The organism is Paenarthrobacter sp. CM16 (assembly GCF_013179505.1).
Taxonomy (GTDB): Bacteria; Actinomycetota; Actinomycetes; order Actinomycetales; family Micrococcaceae; genus Arthrobacter.
Genome location: NZ_JABMCX010000094.1, coordinates 1 through 16,356, shown reverse-complemented (window position 1 = coordinate 16,356; position 16,356 = coordinate 1). Strand labels below are relative to the sequence as shown.

Below are 16,356 nucleotides of genomic sequence, written 5' to 3'. Positions count from 1 at the left end.
GCTGGTAGGCGCGCGCCAGAACCTACGAAAGCTGCCAGTTCGCCCGGAAAATTCCGGCGAACTGGCAGCTTTCCAGCGTTTTCGGGAGGCAGCTACTCCGGTACCACCAGAGCCGGGGTATCCCTCCGGATGGTCTCGCCGCGGAAGAACCCGGGCCGGATGCGGGACATGACCAGCATGACCACGGCACCCAGAGCCAGGATTCCGATGCCAAGGACGAACACCAGTCCCACACCGAAGATCTCGGATCCACTGCCGAACTCCGGAGCCCAGCTGTCCACGGCGGTCTGAACGAACACCACGAACAGTCCTACGCCACCCACCAGCGGGCAAACGAGCCGCAGGAAGAAGTTCCGGGCACTTGCAAACACGCTGTTGCGGAAGTACCAGACGCAGGCGATGGCCGTGAGCCCGTAGTAGAAGCAGATCATCAGGCCCAGGGCCAGGATGGTGTCATTCAGGACGTTCTCGCTGATCACGTGCATCACCGCGTAGAAGCCTGCGGACAGGACGCCGGCCGCAACGGTGGCGAAGCCCGGCGTCGAAAACTTCTTGCTCATGTGGCTGAAGCGCTCAGGCAGGGCACCGTAGTGGGCCATGGCCAGCAGGCTGCGCGAGGGCGAGGTGAAGGTGGACTGCAGGGAGGCCGCCGAACTGGACAGCACGGCGAGGGACATGAGGATCGCAAACGGACCCATCACAGGCGACGCGAGCGCGGTAAAGACGTTGGCGTGGTTTTCCTCGTTGTTCAGGCCGATGCCTGTGTCGCCCACGCCGGCAAACATCATGGTGGCGATGGTGACCAGCAGGTAGATGCCCAGCACGATGACGGCGGTGAGTGTGCCGGCGAGTCCTGCGGTTTTCTTGCCGTTGGCAGTTTCCTCGTTCACGGTGAGGCAGACATCCCAGCCCCAGTAGACAAAGATCGACAACGAGATACCGGCAGCGATCTGGCCGAAGGTTTCAATCTTGGTGACGTCGAACCAGTCCCAGCTGAACGGAACAGCGGTCTCGGACGTGGACCAATTAGCGAAGGCCATGGCCACAAAAATGCCGAGTACCAGCAGTTGGAAGCCCACCAGGCCGTACTGGACAATCTTGGTGGTGTGCAGGCCGCGATAGCTGATCCATACCGCCAACGCCACGAACACAAAGCAGGTGGCCACGTTCAGGAGCTTGTTGGAGGCGAGGTCGGCCAACTCAGGTGACCCCGTGGCCTGGGCCAGGAACAGGTAGAAGAAGTCCACGGCCACGCCCGCCAGGTTGGACAGGACAATGATGTTGGCCGCGAGCAAGCCCCAGCCGCCCATCCAGCCCACCCAGGGGCCGAACGCCTTGGTGACCCAGGTGAACGTGGTGCCGCTGTCCGGGGAATCGGCGTTCAGTTCCCGGTACGCAAGCGACACCAGGATCATCGGGATGAAGCCGATCAGGAAGATCACGGGCAGTTGCAGCCCGACTTCGTTGATCGTGGGGCCCAGCGCACCCGTCAAGGTATACGCCGGTGCGATGGTTGAAATGCCAAGAACGACGACGGCGAGGAGCCCCAACTGCCCCGTCTTCAGTCCCTTGCCGCTGATGTCGTGCGATGTTGCGGCATTATTGCCGCTGCGGCGGATTGTCTGGCTCATAGGAGGCCCTTTCTAGATGGCCGAAGGCTGTTGCTGCGTGATGCAGTGGATGCCGCCGCCCCGTGCAAAAAGTTCGCGTGCGTCAACACTGACCACGCGGCGGCCGGGGTAGGCATCGGCGAGAATGCGGAGTGCTTTCTCGTCCGAGGGGTCGTTAAAGCTGCAGGCAATGACTCCGCCGTTGACCACGAGGTGGTTGATGTAGCTGTAGTCCACAAACCCCTCGTCATCGGTCAGGGCTTCCGGGGCGGGAACTTCGATGATGTTCCATTCCCGGCCGGCTGCGTCATGGGTGGTGCGCAGGAAGTCGATGATCTCGCGGGAGACCTTGTAATCCGGGTGTTCGGGGTTCTGCTGGGAGTGGACCAGCAGGGTGCCGGGGCTGGAGATGGCTGCCACGATGTCCACATGTCCACGGGTGCCGAACTTCTCGGAATCGCGGGTGAGGCCACGGGGCAGCCACACTACGTGGGTGGCGCCGATGGTGCGCGCCAGCTCTTCTTCGATGTCGGCTTTGGTCAGTCCGGGGTTCCGGCCCTGATCCAGCTGCACGGTCTCGGTGACCAGCACCGTTCCTTCGCCATCAACCTGGATTCCGCCGCCTTCGTTCACAATGCCGGAGGGGAGGTGGGTGGCGCCGGCACGTTCGGTCACGTTTGCCGCTATCAGGGAGTCTTTGTCCCACGCAGCCCAGTCCTGGCCACCCCAGCCGTTGAAGATCCAGTCCACGGCTCCGAGCTTCTTGGTCGAATCCAGCACGAATGACGGCCCGATGTCCCGCATCCAGGCATCGTTGAGCTCGGCGGTGAGTACCTCAACGCGAGGGTCCAGGTAGCGCGAGGCCGTTTCGACGTCGTCGGGCGCTACCACCATGGTGACCGGCTCGAACTCAAGGATGGCGTTGGCGACGGCGGCCCAAGTGGAGCGCGCCGCATGGGCTTCTTCTTCGCTGTCACCCAAGGTGTAGCCGCCGGTGGGGAAAGCCATCCATACGCGGTCTTGCGGAGCCGTTTCGGCCGGCATGCGCCAGGCGCTCATGCGGACACTGCCTGTGCCTGTGCTGCACCCAGCGGGGCGTTCGGGTCCACCGGTTCGGTCAGGCGGGCGTAGGTTTCCGGGCGGCGGGTAGCGAGGAACGGGAACAGCGTGAGCCAGTCCTTCCGCTGGTCAAGATCCAGGTCTGCGACGAGGACGGCGGACTCGTCGCGGGGTGCCTGGGCCAGGATGCGGCCGTAGGGATCGGAGATGAACGATGAACCGTAGAAGTTCAGGGTGCCCTCGTTGCCGTAACGGTTGGGGGCGATCATGAACAGGCCGTTGGCGATGCCGTTGCCCACGATCACCTGCTGCCAGAGCGGCTGGGTGTCGAAGTCGGGGTGGTCCGGCTCTGAGCCAATGGCCGTGGGGTAGACCAGGATTTCGGCGCCGCCCAAGGAATACAGGCGGGCGAGTTCCGGGAACCATTCGTCCCAGCAGGTGGGCATGCCCAAGCGGGCGCCGCCCAACTCGGCAGGAGCATGGACGGCATAGGCGTCCTCTGCTTCCGGACCCTTGCGGAAGAACTTGTCCTCGTAGTATCCGGCGGTCACCGGGATGTGAAGCTTGTGGGTGCGGGCCACGAGTTCGCCCGCGGGGTTCACCAGGATGGCGGTGTTCAGGCCCAGGCCATCATCGCTGCCGTCCGGGTTTTCGGCCCGCTGGTACAGCGATGCGTGCACGGAGACGCCGTACTTCCGGGCGGCTTCGGCAGCAAACGTGAAAGTGGGGCCGGTGAGGAGGTCCTCGGTGATATCCGAGGGGCGGATGCCTGCAGCCGGGTTGTTCTCCGGGCGGGTGTCCGCCGGGTAGCGGGAGAGGGTCAGCTCAGGCAGGAAAACAACGGTGGCTCCCAGCTTGGCAGCGCGCTCGATGCCCTCCGTGAGTTCGGCGCGGAGAGCGCCTTCATCGGCGTGCCAGCGGTGCTGGACGACGCCCACGCGCAAGGGGGTGCGCGTGGAGGGCTCGGTGCGGGCCAGGGAAGTGGGGGCTTCGAGGCAGGTAATTTCAATCATGGTGGCATGTACTCCGGTGAGACGACAGTCACTAAATGAATAGCGTTCATTTAGTATGGCGCGAGTCACTCCTGAGCGCAAGGGGTTAAGTGAATGCCTTTCATTTATGACTGGGGGTGGCTCGGCGGGGCGGTCCGGGCTCGGCGGGCGGGCTCGCGGGTTAGGGGGCCAGCGTCGGCAGGGTGAGGATTTCAGCTGCGTCGTCGGTGATGGCAATGGTGTGCTCGCTATGGGCGGTGCGGCAGCCGGTCGCGCTGCGCAGGGTCCAGCCATCGGGGTCGGTGACAAGCCGGGCGGTATCAGCCATGACCCACGGCTCAAGGGCGAGCAGCAATCCGGGGCGAAGCTTGTACCCGCGGCCGGGCCGTCCCATGTTCGGCACGTGCGGCTCCTGGTGCATGGTGGAGCCGATGCCGTGGCCGCCAAACTCGGTATTGACGGGGTAGCCGGCCTCACTGAGGACCGAGCCGATGGCATAGGAGAGGTCCCCGATGCGTGCTCCGGGCCGGGCGGCTTCTATGCCTGCTTGCAGCGCCCGTTCGGTTGCTTCAATCATTGCCACACTCTCCGCAGGTTTGGACTCGCCCACAATAAAGCTGATGGCCGAGTCCGCGGCGATTCCGTTCTTGGAGACAGCCAGGTCCAGGGTCAGCAGATCTCCGTCGGCCAAGGCGTAGTCCCTGGGCAGGCCGTGCAGGACAGCGTCGTTTACCCCCGTGCAGATGTAGTGCCCGAACGGCCCGCGGCCGAAGGAGGGCGCGTAGTCGACATAGCAGGACACCGCTCCAGCCTCAAGGATCATCGACTTGGCCCAGCGGTCTATGTCCAGCAGATTTGTGCCCACGGTTGCCCGGCCCTTCAGCGTATGCAGAATGTTAGCGACCAAGGCACCGGTCTCCTTGGCGCGGCTTACTTCCGGACGGCTCAGGATCTCAATCATGCGGGGGCCTTTCGTGTGGCGACCAATAACTATCCCGGCCATATTATCCCGGTATTACAATTGGAGCCATGGTCAGGTTGCCGCTTACACCCGCAGAGGCCGAGCGTGGACAACGCCTCGGTGCTCTTTTGCGTCGCGCCCGGGGTGAACGTTCAATGTTGGAGACGGCCCTGGATGCCCGGGTCTCGCCAGAGACCCTGCGTAAGATCGAGTCCGGCAGGGTGGCGACGCCGGCTTTCCCTACGGTTGCTGCGATCGCCGATGTCCTCGGACTCTCCCTTGATGAGGTGTGGGCTGAGATCAACCGCCCGGAGCTGGGCGCCGACCCGGCCGCCTCCCGCAGCAGCGCCCGGGAATGGCTTGCTTCCTAGCCTTTGCGCTTGCCCTTCCTAGCGCTTGGGTCGTGCCCGTACATGAAGGCGTTCACCTTGCTGGCCGAACAGGGTGAGGAGTTCCACGGGCTCCGAGGTGGCGCTGGCAAACCAGTGCGGTGTTCGCGTATCAAATTCCGCGACCTCGCCGGGTTTCAGGACAAAGTCGTTCTCACCCAGTACCAGCCGAAGCTTGCCGTTGAGGATGTACATCCAGTCATAGCCCTCATGTGATTGGGGCTGCGGTATCTCTTTTCCTGTTCCGCTTTTCAGCACCATTTTGAAGGCCTGGATACCGCCCGGGCGCCGGGTCAGGGGAAGTGCGGTTCCCCACTCGTGAACGTGCGGCTTGAGGTGAATCCGGGGGTCGCCGGTTTCCGGGGCGTCGATGAGTTCTTCGAGCGGAACTTGATGCAACCTCGCGATGGGGAGGAGCAGCTCCAGGGTGGGCTTGCGTTGTCCCGATTCCAGCCTGGAGAGTGTGCTGACGGAAATGCCCGTACCTTCCGAGGCTTCGGCCAAGGTCACGTTGCGTTGGGTCCGCATGGCACGCAGGCGGGGGCCGACGGCGTCGAGCATGCTGCTGAAATCCGTTGTCATGCCCCTCATTTTGCCATACTGGCAAACTTCCTTGCTGTTCTCGACTGTCCTGTCCAACCATGGAAGGAGCGGCGCATGGCCGCAGGAGACGCACGGAGGCATTTGGGTATGGATACAACGAGCAATCCCCTGGCAGCGGAATACGACGCAGTCGTGATCGGAGGTGGCGCAGCTGGGTTAAGTGCAGCCGTGACGCTGGGCAGGGCCTTGCGGTCCGTCGTCGTTATCGACGCCGGTGAGCCGCGGAACGCACCCGCAGCCGGGGTGCACGGATTCCTCTCCCGTGACGGCATCAATCCCCGGGAGTTGCTGGAACTGGGCCGGGCAGAGGCGATCCAGTACGGAGCCGCAGTGGTGGCAGGCACTGCTGTTGGGGCGCGCTCGACGGCGGCAGCCACCGAAGGAGCGGAGCCTGCCTTTGAGGTGGACCTGGCTGATGGTCGCATCATCAAAGCGCGAAGGGTGCTGGTCACCACGGGACTGATCGACATCCTGCCCGAGATCGACGGGATCAGGGAGCGGTGGGGACGCGACGTTCTCCACTGTCCCTACTGCCACGGCTGGGAAGTGCGGAACAAAGCGATCGGAATCCTGGGTTCGGTGCCCATGGCATTGCACCAGGCGTTGCTGTTCCGCCAGTGGAGCCCCAACATCACTTTGTTCCTCAATGACGTGGTGGAGCCTACAGAGGAACAATGGGAGCAATTGGCTGCCCGCTCCATCACCGTGGTGGACGGTAAAGTCCGGGCGCTGGAAGTCACTGACGATGCATTGAGCGGCGTTGTCCTGGATTCGGGAACGGTGATTCCGATGCAAGCGGTTGTGACGGGCCCCCGGCTGGAGGCCAGATCCGGCGTGCTGGAGTCCCTCGGAGTCCCCGTGGTGGAGCACCCGATGGGCGTCGGGACCCATGTTGAAGCCGGTCCGATGGGCGGGGCAACATCGGTGCCTGGCGTCTGGGCGGCCGGTAACGTCACCGATCTCACTGGCCAGGTGATGGCCTCCGCAGCTGCAGGGGTCATGGCAGGCGCCGCCATTAATGCTGATCTGATGATGGAGGAGACCACCCTGGCTGTCCGGGAGGCGCGTCAGGCGGCATTGTCCCACTAGTCACTGCACCGGCTCGGTGAAGGAAGCAAGGGTGAAGGCGCTGCGCTCGCGGCGCCTTCACCCTTGCCGGGCCGGATGAATCCCTAGGACTGGGTAGCCAGGAATTCCCGGGCGGCCGTCACCAGGGCTTCGGTCCCGCGCGACAACGTCGGCTCAATGACCGGAGCAAAATACGGTGAGTGATTCGACGGAATATCTTCAGGTAGGCGGCCCGTTGTGGCGAATTCCTTGAACAGGGCAGGCTCGGCGCCGCCCAGGAACCAGAAAACCAGGGGAGCGCCGGCGGCCTTGGCCAAGGCGCCCACGTCTTCGCTTCCGGAGACAGGACCGGGGTCAATGATCTGTGTTTCGCCGAACTTTGCCTTGAACGCCGCGGACACCCTATCGGTGGCAGCCTGATCGTTGACGGTCAGCGGAAAGTGCTCTTCAAACTGAATCTCCGGGTCTTTGGGTGCCCCGGACGCTGTGGATTCTGCCGCGGCAATGCGCTCGATGGAACCGAGGATCTTATCCCTGGTGTCATTGCTGAAGGTGCGGACGCTGAGGCCCAAAGTTGCTGTTTCGGGAATGATGTTGTTCTTGGTCCCCGAGTGGATCTGCCCCACGGTCACTACCGCGGAATCACTCGCTGCCAGCTCACGGGCAACAATGCCCTGCAGCCGGACGGTGGTTGCCGCTGCCATCAGTACCGGGTCGATAGTGGTCTCAGGGCGTGAACCGTGACCACCGCGGCCATGGAGGGTGACGTTGAGGGAATCGGCGGATGCCATGGTGACGCCGGGCCGGATTCCGAACCAGCCGGCGGGGAAGGGGGCCACATGCTGGCCCAGGACGACGTCGGGTTTGGGCACAGCGTCATACAGGCCATCGGCCACCATGGTTTCTGCCCCGCCACCCCATTCCTCGGCTGGCTGGAAGAGGGCGATCAGGGTGCCTTGCCACTGATCACGTTGAGCGACCAGAGCCTCCACCGCACCCACGAGGCAAGTGACGTGTACGTCATGGCCGCAAGCGTGCATGACCGGCATGTCCTTACCCTGGTGGTCAACACCCATGGCCGTGCTTGCGTAGTCCAGGCCTGTTGTTTCCTTGACGGGCAATGCGTCCATGTCTGCCCTGAGCATCACTACGGGTCCGGGCCCGTTTTCCAGAACACCCACGACGCCGGTTTTTCCGATGCTGCGGTGAACGGCGAAGCCGAGTTCTTCCAGATGTCCCGCGGCGATACCTGCGGTCCTGGTCTCTTGGAAGGACAGCTCGGGGTGGGCATGCAGGTCCTTGTATAGCTTTTCGAGATCAATGGTCATGAGTCTGCCCTTTTCATTCGACGCCTAGGTTTGGCCAGTGTATCCAGCCCAAAGCTGCGAAGGCTGAAAAGCCCCGGCACACTGGATGGCATGAACGATTCTGAATCAGTCACCACCCAGCAATCCACCGTTGAGGAGTGGACCAAGGCCCTGGCGGAATCCACTGGCTCACCTGGTGGGGGCGCGGGGACCGGGGTCATGCTCTCCATTGCGGCTTCCTTGACCTCCATGGTGGCCGGCTACACCGAGGTGGAAGACTCCGAGCACCAACACCTCGCCGGCATCCACGCCCGTGCCCGCGAACTCCGCCAAGCTGCCCTTCACTTAGCCGACGACGACGCTACGGCCTCCAACGCTTTCGGTGCCGCCTTCCGCCTCGATCCCGGGCCGGAGCGCGACGCCGCAATCCACCAGGCCTCCGTTGATGCCGCCAAAGCGTCAGCGGTCTTGGGGGAGCGGGCCATCCATGCCATCGAAGACCTCGCATGGCTCGCTTCCCACGGCAACCCTGCCCTGATCGCCGACGTCGTGGTGGGTTTCGGAGCCCTCCGGGCAGCTATTGCAGGAGCCCGAACCAACGTGAGCTTCGACCTCGGTTCCCTGACCTCGGCCGGCACCACCCTCGAGGAAGTCAGGGACCGGCATCCGGAACTCTGGACCACGGTCACCCGGCTCACCGATGCCCTGGACAGGATCGATGAACTGGCCGCCGGCGTCGACAAGAAAGCGGCGCCGACCGAAGCCGTGTGAGGCCCGATATGCGTGCCAAATTCCCGGAGACTCGCGCAGAGCGGGCCCCGTAACGGCGCTGTGCCTACTTTTGCGCCTTCGGCACACGGCGAAGCACGACGGCGGCGAGCACCGCAGCTCCGGCCATCAATACCAGCCCAATCGCCGCAGTGATGTGGACGCCGGACTCGAAAGCCGTCCGGGCGGCGACCGTCAGCGCCTCCGACAATGGCGACGGAAGGGCGGACGCTGCGTCAACAGCGCCGGCGAGTGTTTCCGCGGACTTTCCGGCTGCCTGCGAGGAAACGCCGTCTGGAATCACGAGGTTGTGCTGGTAGGAAGCAGTGAGGATGGAACCAAGTACAGCCGTTCCCAGGAGCGATCCCAGTTCGTAGCCGGTCTCGGAGATGGCCGAGGCGGCTCCGGACTTGTCAACCGGCACGGAAGCCAGGATGAGATCGTTGGAGATGGTCTCCGCGGCACCCACGCCAACTGCCAGGACAGTCAGCGCCGACAACAGGAACACGGGTCCGCTACCGTGATCGCCAACAACCACAATCAAGTAGCCCACGGCGCTGAGCGTCAAGCCCGCGGCCACCACGTATCCGGGGCGGACGCGCCGGACCAGCGGCACCACCAGCAGGCCGGCGATGACAGTTGCCAGGAGGGCAGGAATCATGGCGATTCCTGCTTCCATGGGTGACTGACCCTCAACAAGCTGCAAGTGCTGGGCGAAGAAGTAGATGAAGCCCGTCATGGAGAACAGTGACAACACGTTCGCCACGATTGCCGTGCTGAACACCTTGTTCTTGAACAGGGCGACGTCCAGCATGGGGTTCTGGATCCGCTGCTGGCGACGCACAAACAGAATGCCCATCACCAGGCCGAAGCCCATGAATGCGGCCGCGGATGCCCCGAAGCCATGGACCGCGAATTCCTTGATGCCGTAGACGAACGGCGCCATGGTGACCACGGACAGGACGATGCTGGGCACATCCACGCGTCCGGGGTTGGCGTCCTTGGATTCGGGAATCAGGACCCGGCCGAAGGTGAGCAGCGGCAGGAGAAGGAAAGCTGCCACCAGGAAGACTGCGCCCCACCAGAAGTGCTCCACCAGCCAGCCGCCGAAGATCGGACCAAGGGCTGCGCCGCCCGAGAACCCGGCAGCCCAGACGGCGATGGCAAGCCGGCGCCGGTTGGGATCGGTGAAGATGTTCCGGATCAAGGACAGGGTTGACGGCATCAGCATTGCGCCAAAGACGCCAAGGCCGGCCCTGCCGGCGATGAGCCATTCAGCGGAGGGTGCAAAAGCTGTAGCAGCCGAAACCGCAGCGAAGCCTGTGCTGCCGACCAGCAGCAGCCGCCGTCGTCCGATCCTGTCGCCCAGGTTGCCCATGGACACCAGCAACGCGGCAAGAACCAGCGGGTATGCGTCAACGATCCACAGCAATTGGACGCCGCCCACGTCCAAAGAGCGGGCGATTGCAGGCAAGGCAAAGGTGAGCGCGGTGTTGTCGACGGCCACCAGCAGCACCGGAAACATCAGCAGTGCCAGTGCCGTCCAGTCGCGCCACGGTGCTGCTTGGCCCTTGACGGGATCAGCGGAACGGGGTGCTTGGGTTGAGGACGGCGAGTACATGTCATTTACTGTACCGTCCAGACGGTATAGTTTCAAATGTAACCCCAGTGAAGCTTTAGGGAATGATGGACACATGCCACGAAAACCAGTTGCCCGGGACGCCGTCCTGGATGCCTTCGAAGCCCTCCTGATAGAGGTGGGGGAGCGGGCTGCCACCCTCGACGCCGTTGCCAAGCGTGCAGGGGTGTCCAAGGGCGGGCTGCTCTACCACTTCCCCAACAAGGAAGCGCTGATAACAGCGCTTTTGGAGCGTCTGGACTTGCTCGCCGATGAAGACACCGCGCTGATGAAGGCGGCGCCCGATGGTTCGGCCGCCTACTTCATCCGGTCATCGCTCTGGGCCGATACGCCCATGGACCGGGCGTTCGTTGCTGCCACCAGACTGGCCGAGGTGGCCCATGAGGAAACGCGCCGGAGGTTTGCCGCCATCCAGCAGCGTTGGCTGGACGTGCTGGCGGAGGACGTTGGTCCGGACGTCGCCAAAGCCGTCAGCTATATGGGTGACGGCCTGTATTTCAATGCCATCTTCGAAGGCGGGCAGGAGGGCGGCAATGCCGGGCGGGAGGCCGACGTCGACATCCTGCTTGGTGTCCTTGATCGGTTGCGGAAGTAGCAGGCCGTCCATTTGCGGCGGCGCCCGTGACGTAGGACAATTAACCCTTGTGGCGTGCCCTGCACGGTGCCCATACATAACTGAACATGCCTTTGATCTGCGGCGGGAGAGTCCTGCAAGCAAGTGATGCAGGCGCCGTAGGAGCAAACCCTCCCCAGGAATCTCTCAGGCCCACGCACCGCCGCGGCAAGGCAACTCTGGAAAGCAGCAGGCAATCAGCCCCCTCAGGGTGTATGAGCGCTGTGCTCACCGACGGTGCAAGCGATGGTTGTTCACGCAACGCGCGGAAACTCTCAGGTCCAATACAGAGCGGGGAGGAACCCAACCGCTGTGGCGTACCCAAACGCCGCCCAAGTAATGGAGTTCCTTCGTGACGGTTAGTTCTGCCTCCACCACCTTCGTCGATCGGCATATTGGCGCCCGCCGCCAGGCCGACATTGAGACCATGCTCAAGTCCGTCGACTACGACACCGTCGATTCGTTGGTCGACACCGCCGTCCCGAACGACATCCGCCAGGACGTTGCCCTCACCCTGCAGAACGCGCTGAGCGAAGTCGAGGTCCTCGCTGAGCTGCGCAAGCTCGCCTCCAAAAACAAGACCGCGGTCCAGATGATCGGCCAGGGCTACTACGACACCGTGACGCCGCCGGTGATCCGCCGCAATATCCTGGAATCCCCGGCGTGGTACACGGCCTACACGCCGTACCAGCCGGAAATCTCGCAGGGCCGCCTCGAAGCGCTGCTGAACTTCCAGACCATGGTCCAGGACCTGGTCGGCCTGCCGATCGCCAACGCCTCCCTGCTTGACGAAGCAACCGCCGTTGCCGAGGCCGTCCTGATGATGCGCCGCGCCAACAAGAACAAGGCTGCCCAGGACGGCAAGACCGTCCTCGACGCCGATTGCCTCCCGCAGACCATCGCGATCGTCAAGGGCCGCGCCGAAGCACTCGGCTTCGAGGTTGAGGTCGCGGATCTCTCCCTCGGCCTTCCGGAAGGTGCCATCAACGGCGTCGTTCTCCAGCAACCCGGCGTGTCCGGCCGCGTATTCGATCACTCCGCCGTCATTGCCGATGCCAAGGAACGCGGTGCGCTGGTCACTGTCGCTGCCGATCTTCTCTCGCTGACGCTGATCACCCCTCCGGGCGAGCAGGGCGCGGACATCGCCGTTGGTTCCGCGCAGCGCCTGGGTGTTCCGCTGTTCTTCGGCGGCCCGCACGCGGCCTACATGGCCGTCCAGAAGGGCCTGGAGCGTTCCATGCCCGGCCGTCTGGTGGGCGTTTCCAAGGACGACGCCGGTGTCCCCGCCTACCGCTTGGCGCTGCAGACCCGCGAGCAGCACATCCGGCGCGAGAAGGCCACATCCAACATCTGTACCGCGCAGGCCCTGCTGGCCATCGTGGCCTCCATGTACGCCGTTTACCACGGTCCGGAGGGTTTGAAGGCGATTGCCGAGACCGCCCACAGCCACGCCCGCACCCTCGCAGCGTCACTGAAGGCTGCCGGCGTCGAGGTCCTTCACGGTTCCTTCTTCGACACCATCACCGTCCGCGTCCCGGGCAAGGCTGCAGAGATCGTCGCTGCTGCCGAGGCCAAGGGCATCAACCTGCGAGGCGTTGACGCTGACACTGTTGGTATCTCTGTTGATGAGACCACCACTTCCGAGGTTGTCGCTGACGTCGCGGGGGTCTTCGGCGCTTCGGTTGCCGAAACCGCTGAAGGTCTCTCGCTTGAAGCTTCCGTGGAGCGCACCAGCGACTTCATGCAGCACCCGGTCTTCAACACGCACCGCTCCGAAACCCAGCTCCTGCGCTACATCCGCAAGCTTTCGGACCGCGACCTCGCGCTGGACCGCACCATGATCCCGCTGGGTTCCTGCACCATGAAGCTCAACGCCACCGCAGAGATGGAAGCCATCTCCTGGCCGGAATTCGCCTCCATCCACCCGTTCGCTCCGGATTCCCAGACCGAGGGATGGCGCGAACTCATCACCGACCTCGAATCCCAGCTGACCGAGATCACCGGCTACGACCAAGTGTCCATCCAGCCGAACGCCGGTTCCCAGGGCGAGCTCGCGGGCCTGCTGGCCATCCGCGGCTATCACCTGTCCCGTGGCGACGAGCAGCGTAACGTCTGCCTCATTCCCGCTTCCGCCCACGGCACCAACGCAGCCTCGGCAGTGCTGGCCGGCATGAAGGTCGTAGTTGTGGCCACCGCGCCCGATGGCACCATCGATCACGTTGACCTCAAGAACAAGATTGAGACCCACCGGGATGCGCTCTCGGCCATCATGATCACCTACCCGTCCACACACGGTGTGTACGATGCCGACGTCCGCGAAGTCTGCGACGCCATCCACGAGGCCGGCGGCCAGGTCTACATTGACGGCGCCAACCTCAACGCACTGGTGGGCCTCGCCCAGCCGGGCAAGTTCGGCGGGGACGTATCCCACCTGAACCTGCACAAAACCTTCTGCATCCCCCACGGCGGTGGCGGACCCGGCGTTGGCCCGGTTGCCGCCAAGGCGCACCTTGCACCGTTCATGCCCGGCGATGCAGCTTCCTGGACCGAAGGCAACGATGTCCCGATCTCCGCATCCCGTTTCGGCTCCGCAGGCGTCCTGCCGATTTCCTGGGCCTATGTGAAGCTCATGGGTGGCCAGGGCCTCACCGAGGCAACCAAGTCGGCGCTGCTGGCTGCGAACTACATCGCATCCCGCCTGAACGACCACTTCCCGGTCCTCTACACCGGCGAAGGCGGACTGGTGGCCCACGAGTGCATCCTGGACCTCCGCGAGCTGACGGCCAAGACCGGCGTCACTGCTGAAGACGTTGCCAAGCGCCTCATCGACTTCGGCTTCCACGCCCCCACCCTGGCGTTCCCGGTTGCCGGAACGCTGATGGTGGAGCCCACCGAGTCCGAGGACCTTGCCGAGATCGACCGCTTCATCGAGGCCATGATCACCATCCGCAAGGAAATCGACCAGGTTGCCCACGGCGATTTCTCCGTGCAGGATTCCCCGCTTCGCCGCGCGCCCCACACGGCTGCCGCCGTCGTAAGTTCCGATTGGGACCGGGCGTACCCGCGCGAGCAGGCCGCCTTCCCGGTCCACCACCTCAAGCAGGACAAGTACTTCCCGCCGGTCGGCCGAATCGACGGCGCCGCTGGCGACCGCAACTTGGTCTGCTCCTGCCCGCCGATCGAAGACTTCGAGAACTAAGGGATTCCGGAAAATGAACGAGAACTACACAGCTCTTTATGAAGAGCACAAGAAACTCGGCGCGTCCTTCACCGACTTCGGTGGCTGGCAGATGCCGCTCAAATACTCTTCCGAGTTGGCTGAGCACCATGCGGTCCGCAAGTCCGCGGGCCTTTTCGACCTCTCCCACATGGGCGAAGTCTGGGTCACCGGTCCCGAGGCAGCAGCTTTCCTGGACTACGCCCTGGTGGGCAAAATCTCCGCCATGGCCATCGGTAAAGCCAAGTACTCGCTGATCTGCCAGGAAGACGGCGGCATCATCGATGACCTCATCGCCTACCGTCGCGGTGAGGAGAAGTTCCTCGTGGTACCGAACGCCGGAAACGCTGCGGTTGTTGCCGCAGCCCTTTTGGAGCGCGCCGCCGGGTTCGACGTCGTCGTTGAGGACGCCTCCGCTAGGACCTCGTTGATTGCCGTTCAGGGGCCGCTGGCTGAAGCGATCCTCCTCCGCCTGGTGCCGGCCGAACAGCACGCACTGGTCAGCGACCTGAAGTACTACGCCGCGGTTGATGTCCCGTTCACGTTCGACGGCGGCACGCAGGACCTGCTGTTGGCCCGCACCGGGTACACCGGCGAAGACGGCTTTGAGATCTTTGTCGCCAACGAATCCGCAGCAGCCCTGTGGCAGGCCATTACCGACGCTGCCGAAGACGGCGAACTCACTCCCGCCGGCCTGGCTTCCCGCGACTCCCTGCGCCTGGAGGCCGGCATGCCGCTCTACGGCAACGAGCTCTCCCGTGAAGGCAACCCCTTCGCAGCAGGACTCGGCCCGGTGGTGGCTCTGTCCAAGGAAGGTGACTTCGTCGGCAAGGACGCACTCGCTGCCCTCAAGGCAGATGGTGCAGGCTCCACCAGAGGGCGCAAGCTCGTTGGCCTCAAGGGCCTGGGCCGCCGTGCCGGCCGAGGTCACTACCCGGTGCTCAAGGACGGCGCAGTGATTGGCGAAGTCACGTCCGGTCAGCCGAGCCCTACGCTCGGTTACCCGGTAGCGTTGGCCTATGTCGACGTCGAGCATTCAGGGCTTGGCACCGCACTGGACATTGACCTGCGGGGTAAGTCTGAGCCATTCGAAGTCGTTGCCCTGCCGTTCTACAAGCGCCAAAAGTAACTCCCGGTTTCATCACCACACGTAAAGGAAACAGAATGCCCAAAGTAGCGCCCGAACTTCAGTACTCCGACGAGCACGAGTGGGTTTCCCGCGGCGAAGGGAACTCGGTATCCGTCGGTATTTCCGAGGTTGCCACCGACGCTCTGGGTGACATTGTGTACGTTGACCTGCCCGAGGTTGGCTCCACGGTGACCGCTGGCGAGACCTGTGGCGAAGTTGAGTCCACCAAGTCCGTCTCTGACTTGTACTCGCCTGTCACCGGTGAGGTCACGGAGATCAACGACGCCGTTGTCTCGGACCCGGCCCTGATCAACAACGACCCCTACGGCGCCGGCTGGCTGTTCAAGGTCGCCGCCGAGTCCGACGGCCCGCTGCTGTCCGCCGAGGAATACGCCTCCAAGAATGGCGGAGACCTCTCCTAACTCCCCGCGATCGAGGCCGATTCGTGGGTTTGCTGCTGGGGGTGCCGTGCGCACGGCATGTTTGGCAGCGAATCCCCGAATCGGGGAACGCCGTCCGATGAGCGTTGGCCATGTGGCCCACCCACGGACGCATGGGCGTAGCGTGGGATTTGTAGAACTGAATAAAATTGCGACGCCGGGTTGCCGCCTTTGGGGGCCATCCGGCGTCGTGCTTCGGTCGATCTCCGCCACAAGCGGGGGAGGCCATCCGGCAGGACCATCTGCCGGACCGTTTCAAACTGTATTAAGGGATCCCGACCATGGCTGTTGGTGTTTTCGATCTGTTTTCCGTGGGTATTGGTCCGTCGAGTTCTCATACTGTGGGGCCGATGCGTGCTGCTGCGGTGTTTGCTGGTGAGTTGAGGGACGCTGGTGTCCTGGGTTCGGTGGCGTCGTTGCGGGTGGATTTGTATGGGTCGTTGGCTGCGACGGGTCGTGGCCACGGGACCATGACGGCGACTTTGTTGGGCTTGGAGGGTTATCACCCTGAGCTGATCCTGCCTGAGGAGGTGGAGGCGCGGTTGGCTGCTATTGCGGAGA

Annotated in this window: 15 protein-coding genes and 1 riboswitch; of the genes, 8 read left to right on the top strand and 7 right to left on the bottom strand. The window is 63.6% G+C overall.

All coding sequences use genetic code 11. From position 1 onward, the window contains the following. Positions 1-92: 92 nt before the first annotated feature. From HP499_RS10365 to map, 4 genes are all read right to left on the bottom strand, one after another. Positions 93-1,631 carry an APC family permease gene (locus HP499_RS10365; RefSeq protein ID WP_172323997.1) on the bottom strand — a complete coding sequence of 513 codons (1,539 nt, stop codon included), beginning with the start codon at positions 1,629-1,631 and terminating at the stop codon, positions 93-95. A gap of 12 nt (positions 1,632-1,643) precedes the next feature. Further along, positions 1,644-2,669, bottom strand: a complete 1,026-nt coding sequence (locus HP499_RS10360; protein ID WP_172323996.1) for an agmatine/peptidylarginine deiminase — start codon at positions 2,667-2,669, stop codon at positions 1,644-1,646. After that, positions 2,666-3,682: a nitrilase-related carbon-nitrogen hydrolase gene (locus tag HP499_RS10355; protein ID WP_172323995.1), complete on the bottom strand. Its 1,017-nt coding sequence runs from the start codon at positions 3,680-3,682 to the stop codon at positions 2,666-2,668. Before HP499_RS10355 ends, HP499_RS10360 begins: the two co-directional genes overlap by 4 nt. 160 nt (positions 3,683-3,842) lie before the next feature. Further along, positions 3,843-4,622: a type I methionyl aminopeptidase gene (gene map, locus HP499_RS10350; RefSeq protein WP_172323994.1), complete on the bottom strand. Its 780-nt coding sequence runs from the start codon at positions 4,620-4,622 to the stop codon at positions 3,843-3,845. Between the two features lie 68 nt (positions 4,623-4,690). Here map and HP499_RS10345 point away from each other — a divergent pair, with 68 nt between their 5' ends. Beyond that, entirely contained in the window at positions 4,691-4,993 is a 303-nt protein-coding gene (locus HP499_RS10345; RefSeq protein ID WP_172323993.1) for a helix-turn-helix domain-containing protein, read from the top strand. Positions 4,994-5,011: 18 nt separating this feature from the next. Here the strand turns inward: HP499_RS10345 and HP499_RS10340 are convergent, their stop codons facing one another. Continuing rightward, positions 5,012-5,593: a helix-turn-helix domain-containing protein gene (locus tag HP499_RS10340; protein WP_172323992.1), complete on the bottom strand. Its 582-nt coding sequence runs from the start codon at positions 5,591-5,593 to the stop codon at positions 5,012-5,014. 108 nt (positions 5,594-5,701) lie between these two features. Between HP499_RS10340 and HP499_RS10335 the strand changes: the two genes are divergently transcribed. Next, complete coding sequence (locus HP499_RS10335) at positions 5,702-6,703, top strand: NAD(P)/FAD-dependent oxidoreductase (protein WP_172323991.1); 1,002 nt, start codon at positions 5,702-5,704, stop codon at positions 6,701-6,703. 83 nt (positions 6,704-6,786) lie between these two features. Here the strand turns inward: HP499_RS10335 and HP499_RS10330 are convergent, their stop codons facing one another. Beyond that, the gene (locus HP499_RS10330) at positions 6,787-8,010 is read right to left on the bottom strand and encodes an amidohydrolase (protein WP_172323990.1); all 1,224 of its coding nucleotides are present in this window, start codon (positions 8,008-8,010) and stop codon (positions 6,787-6,789) included. 90 nt (positions 8,011-8,100) lie between these two features. On the opposite strand from HP499_RS10330, the gene HP499_RS10325 reads away from it, so the two are divergent. Beyond that, positions 8,101-8,760, top strand: coding sequence for a cyclodeaminase/cyclohydrolase family protein (locus tag HP499_RS10325; protein WP_172323989.1), 660 nt, complete (start codon positions 8,101-8,103; stop codon positions 8,758-8,760). Positions 8,761-8,824: 64 nt separating this feature from the next. Here HP499_RS10325 and HP499_RS10320 read toward each other — a convergent pair whose 3' ends face one another. After that, a complete protein-coding gene (locus HP499_RS10320; RefSeq protein ID WP_172323988.1) occupies positions 8,825-10,378 on the bottom strand; it encodes an MFS transporter in 1,554 nt (517 codons plus the stop codon). A gap of 73 nt (positions 10,379-10,451) precedes the next feature. Here HP499_RS10320 and HP499_RS10315 point away from each other — a divergent pair, with 73 nt between their 5' ends. The 5 genes from HP499_RS10315 to HP499_RS10295 all read left to right on the top strand — a co-directional run. After that, entirely contained in the window at positions 10,452-10,991 is a 540-nt protein-coding gene (locus HP499_RS10315) for a TetR/AcrR family transcriptional regulator (RefSeq protein ID WP_172323987.1), read from the top strand. A 93-nt stretch (positions 10,992-11,084) separates the two neighbouring features. Beyond that, positions 11,085-11,182, top strand: a riboswitch (glycine riboswitch). Positions 11,183-11,361: 179 nt separating this feature from the next. Further along, complete coding sequence (gene gcvP, locus HP499_RS10310) at positions 11,362-14,208, top strand: aminomethyl-transferring glycine dehydrogenase (RefSeq protein ID WP_172323986.1); 2,847 nt, start codon at positions 11,362-11,364, stop codon at positions 14,206-14,208. 13 nt (positions 14,209-14,221) lie between these two features. Further along, the gene (gene gcvT / locus HP499_RS10305; RefSeq protein ID WP_172323985.1) at positions 14,222-15,355 is read left to right on the top strand and encodes a glycine cleavage system aminomethyltransferase GcvT; all 1,134 of its coding nucleotides are present in this window, start codon (positions 14,222-14,224) and stop codon (positions 15,353-15,355) included. A 35-nt stretch (positions 15,356-15,390) separates the two neighbouring features. Further along, positions 15,391-15,777, top strand: coding sequence for a glycine cleavage system protein GcvH (gene gcvH / locus HP499_RS10300; RefSeq protein ID WP_026542540.1), 387 nt, complete (start codon positions 15,391-15,393; stop codon positions 15,775-15,777). Between the two features lie 299 nt (positions 15,778-16,076). Next, the coding region (locus HP499_RS10295; protein ID WP_305849736.1) for a serine dehydratase beta chain at positions 16,077-16,356 on the top strand (280 nt) is incomplete at its 3' end.

Excerpts from the sequence above, each read along its gene's own strand:
- HP499_RS10365 (WP_172323997.1), bottom strand. The coding sequence starts at position 1,631 with ATGAGCCAGACAATCCGCCGCAGCGGCAATAATGCCGCAACATCGCAC.
- HP499_RS10360 (WP_172323996.1), bottom strand. The coding sequence starts at position 2,669 with ATGAGCGCCTGGCGCATGCCGGCCGAAACGGCTCCGCAAGACCGCGTA.
- HP499_RS10355 (WP_172323995.1), bottom strand. The coding sequence starts at position 3,682 with ATGATTGAAATTACCTGCCTCGAAGCCCCCACTTCCCTGGCCCGCACC.
- map (WP_172323994.1), bottom strand. The coding sequence starts at position 4,622 with ATGATTGAGATCCTGAGCCGTCCGGAAGTAAGCCGCGCCAAGGAGACC.
- HP499_RS10345 (WP_172323993.1), top strand. The coding sequence starts at position 4,691 with ATGGTCAGGTTGCCGCTTACACCCGCAGAGGCCGAGCGTGGACAACGC.
- HP499_RS10340 (WP_172323992.1), bottom strand. The coding sequence starts at position 5,593 with ATGACAACGGATTTCAGCAGCATGCTCGACGCCGTCGGCCCCCGCCTG.
- HP499_RS10335 (WP_172323991.1), top strand. The coding sequence starts at position 5,702 with ATGGATACAACGAGCAATCCCCTGGCAGCGGAATACGACGCAGTCGTG.
- HP499_RS10330 (WP_172323990.1), bottom strand. The coding sequence starts at position 8,010 with ATGACCATTGATCTCGAAAAGCTATACAAGGACCTGCATGCCCACCCC.
- HP499_RS10325 (WP_172323989.1), top strand. The coding sequence starts at position 8,101 with ATGAACGATTCTGAATCAGTCACCACCCAGCAATCCACCGTTGAGGAG.
- HP499_RS10320 (WP_172323988.1), bottom strand. The coding sequence starts at position 10,378 with ATGTACTCGCCGTCCTCAACCCAAGCACCCCGTTCCGCTGATCCCGTC.
- HP499_RS10315 (WP_172323987.1), top strand. The coding sequence starts at position 10,452 with ATGCCACGAAAACCAGTTGCCCGGGACGCCGTCCTGGATGCCTTCGAA.
- gcvT (WP_172323985.1), top strand. The coding sequence starts at position 14,222 with ATGAACGAGAACTACACAGCTCTTTATGAAGAGCACAAGAAACTCGGC.
- gcvH (WP_026542540.1), top strand. The coding sequence starts at position 15,391 with ATGCCCAAAGTAGCGCCCGAACTTCAGTACTCCGACGAGCACGAGTGG.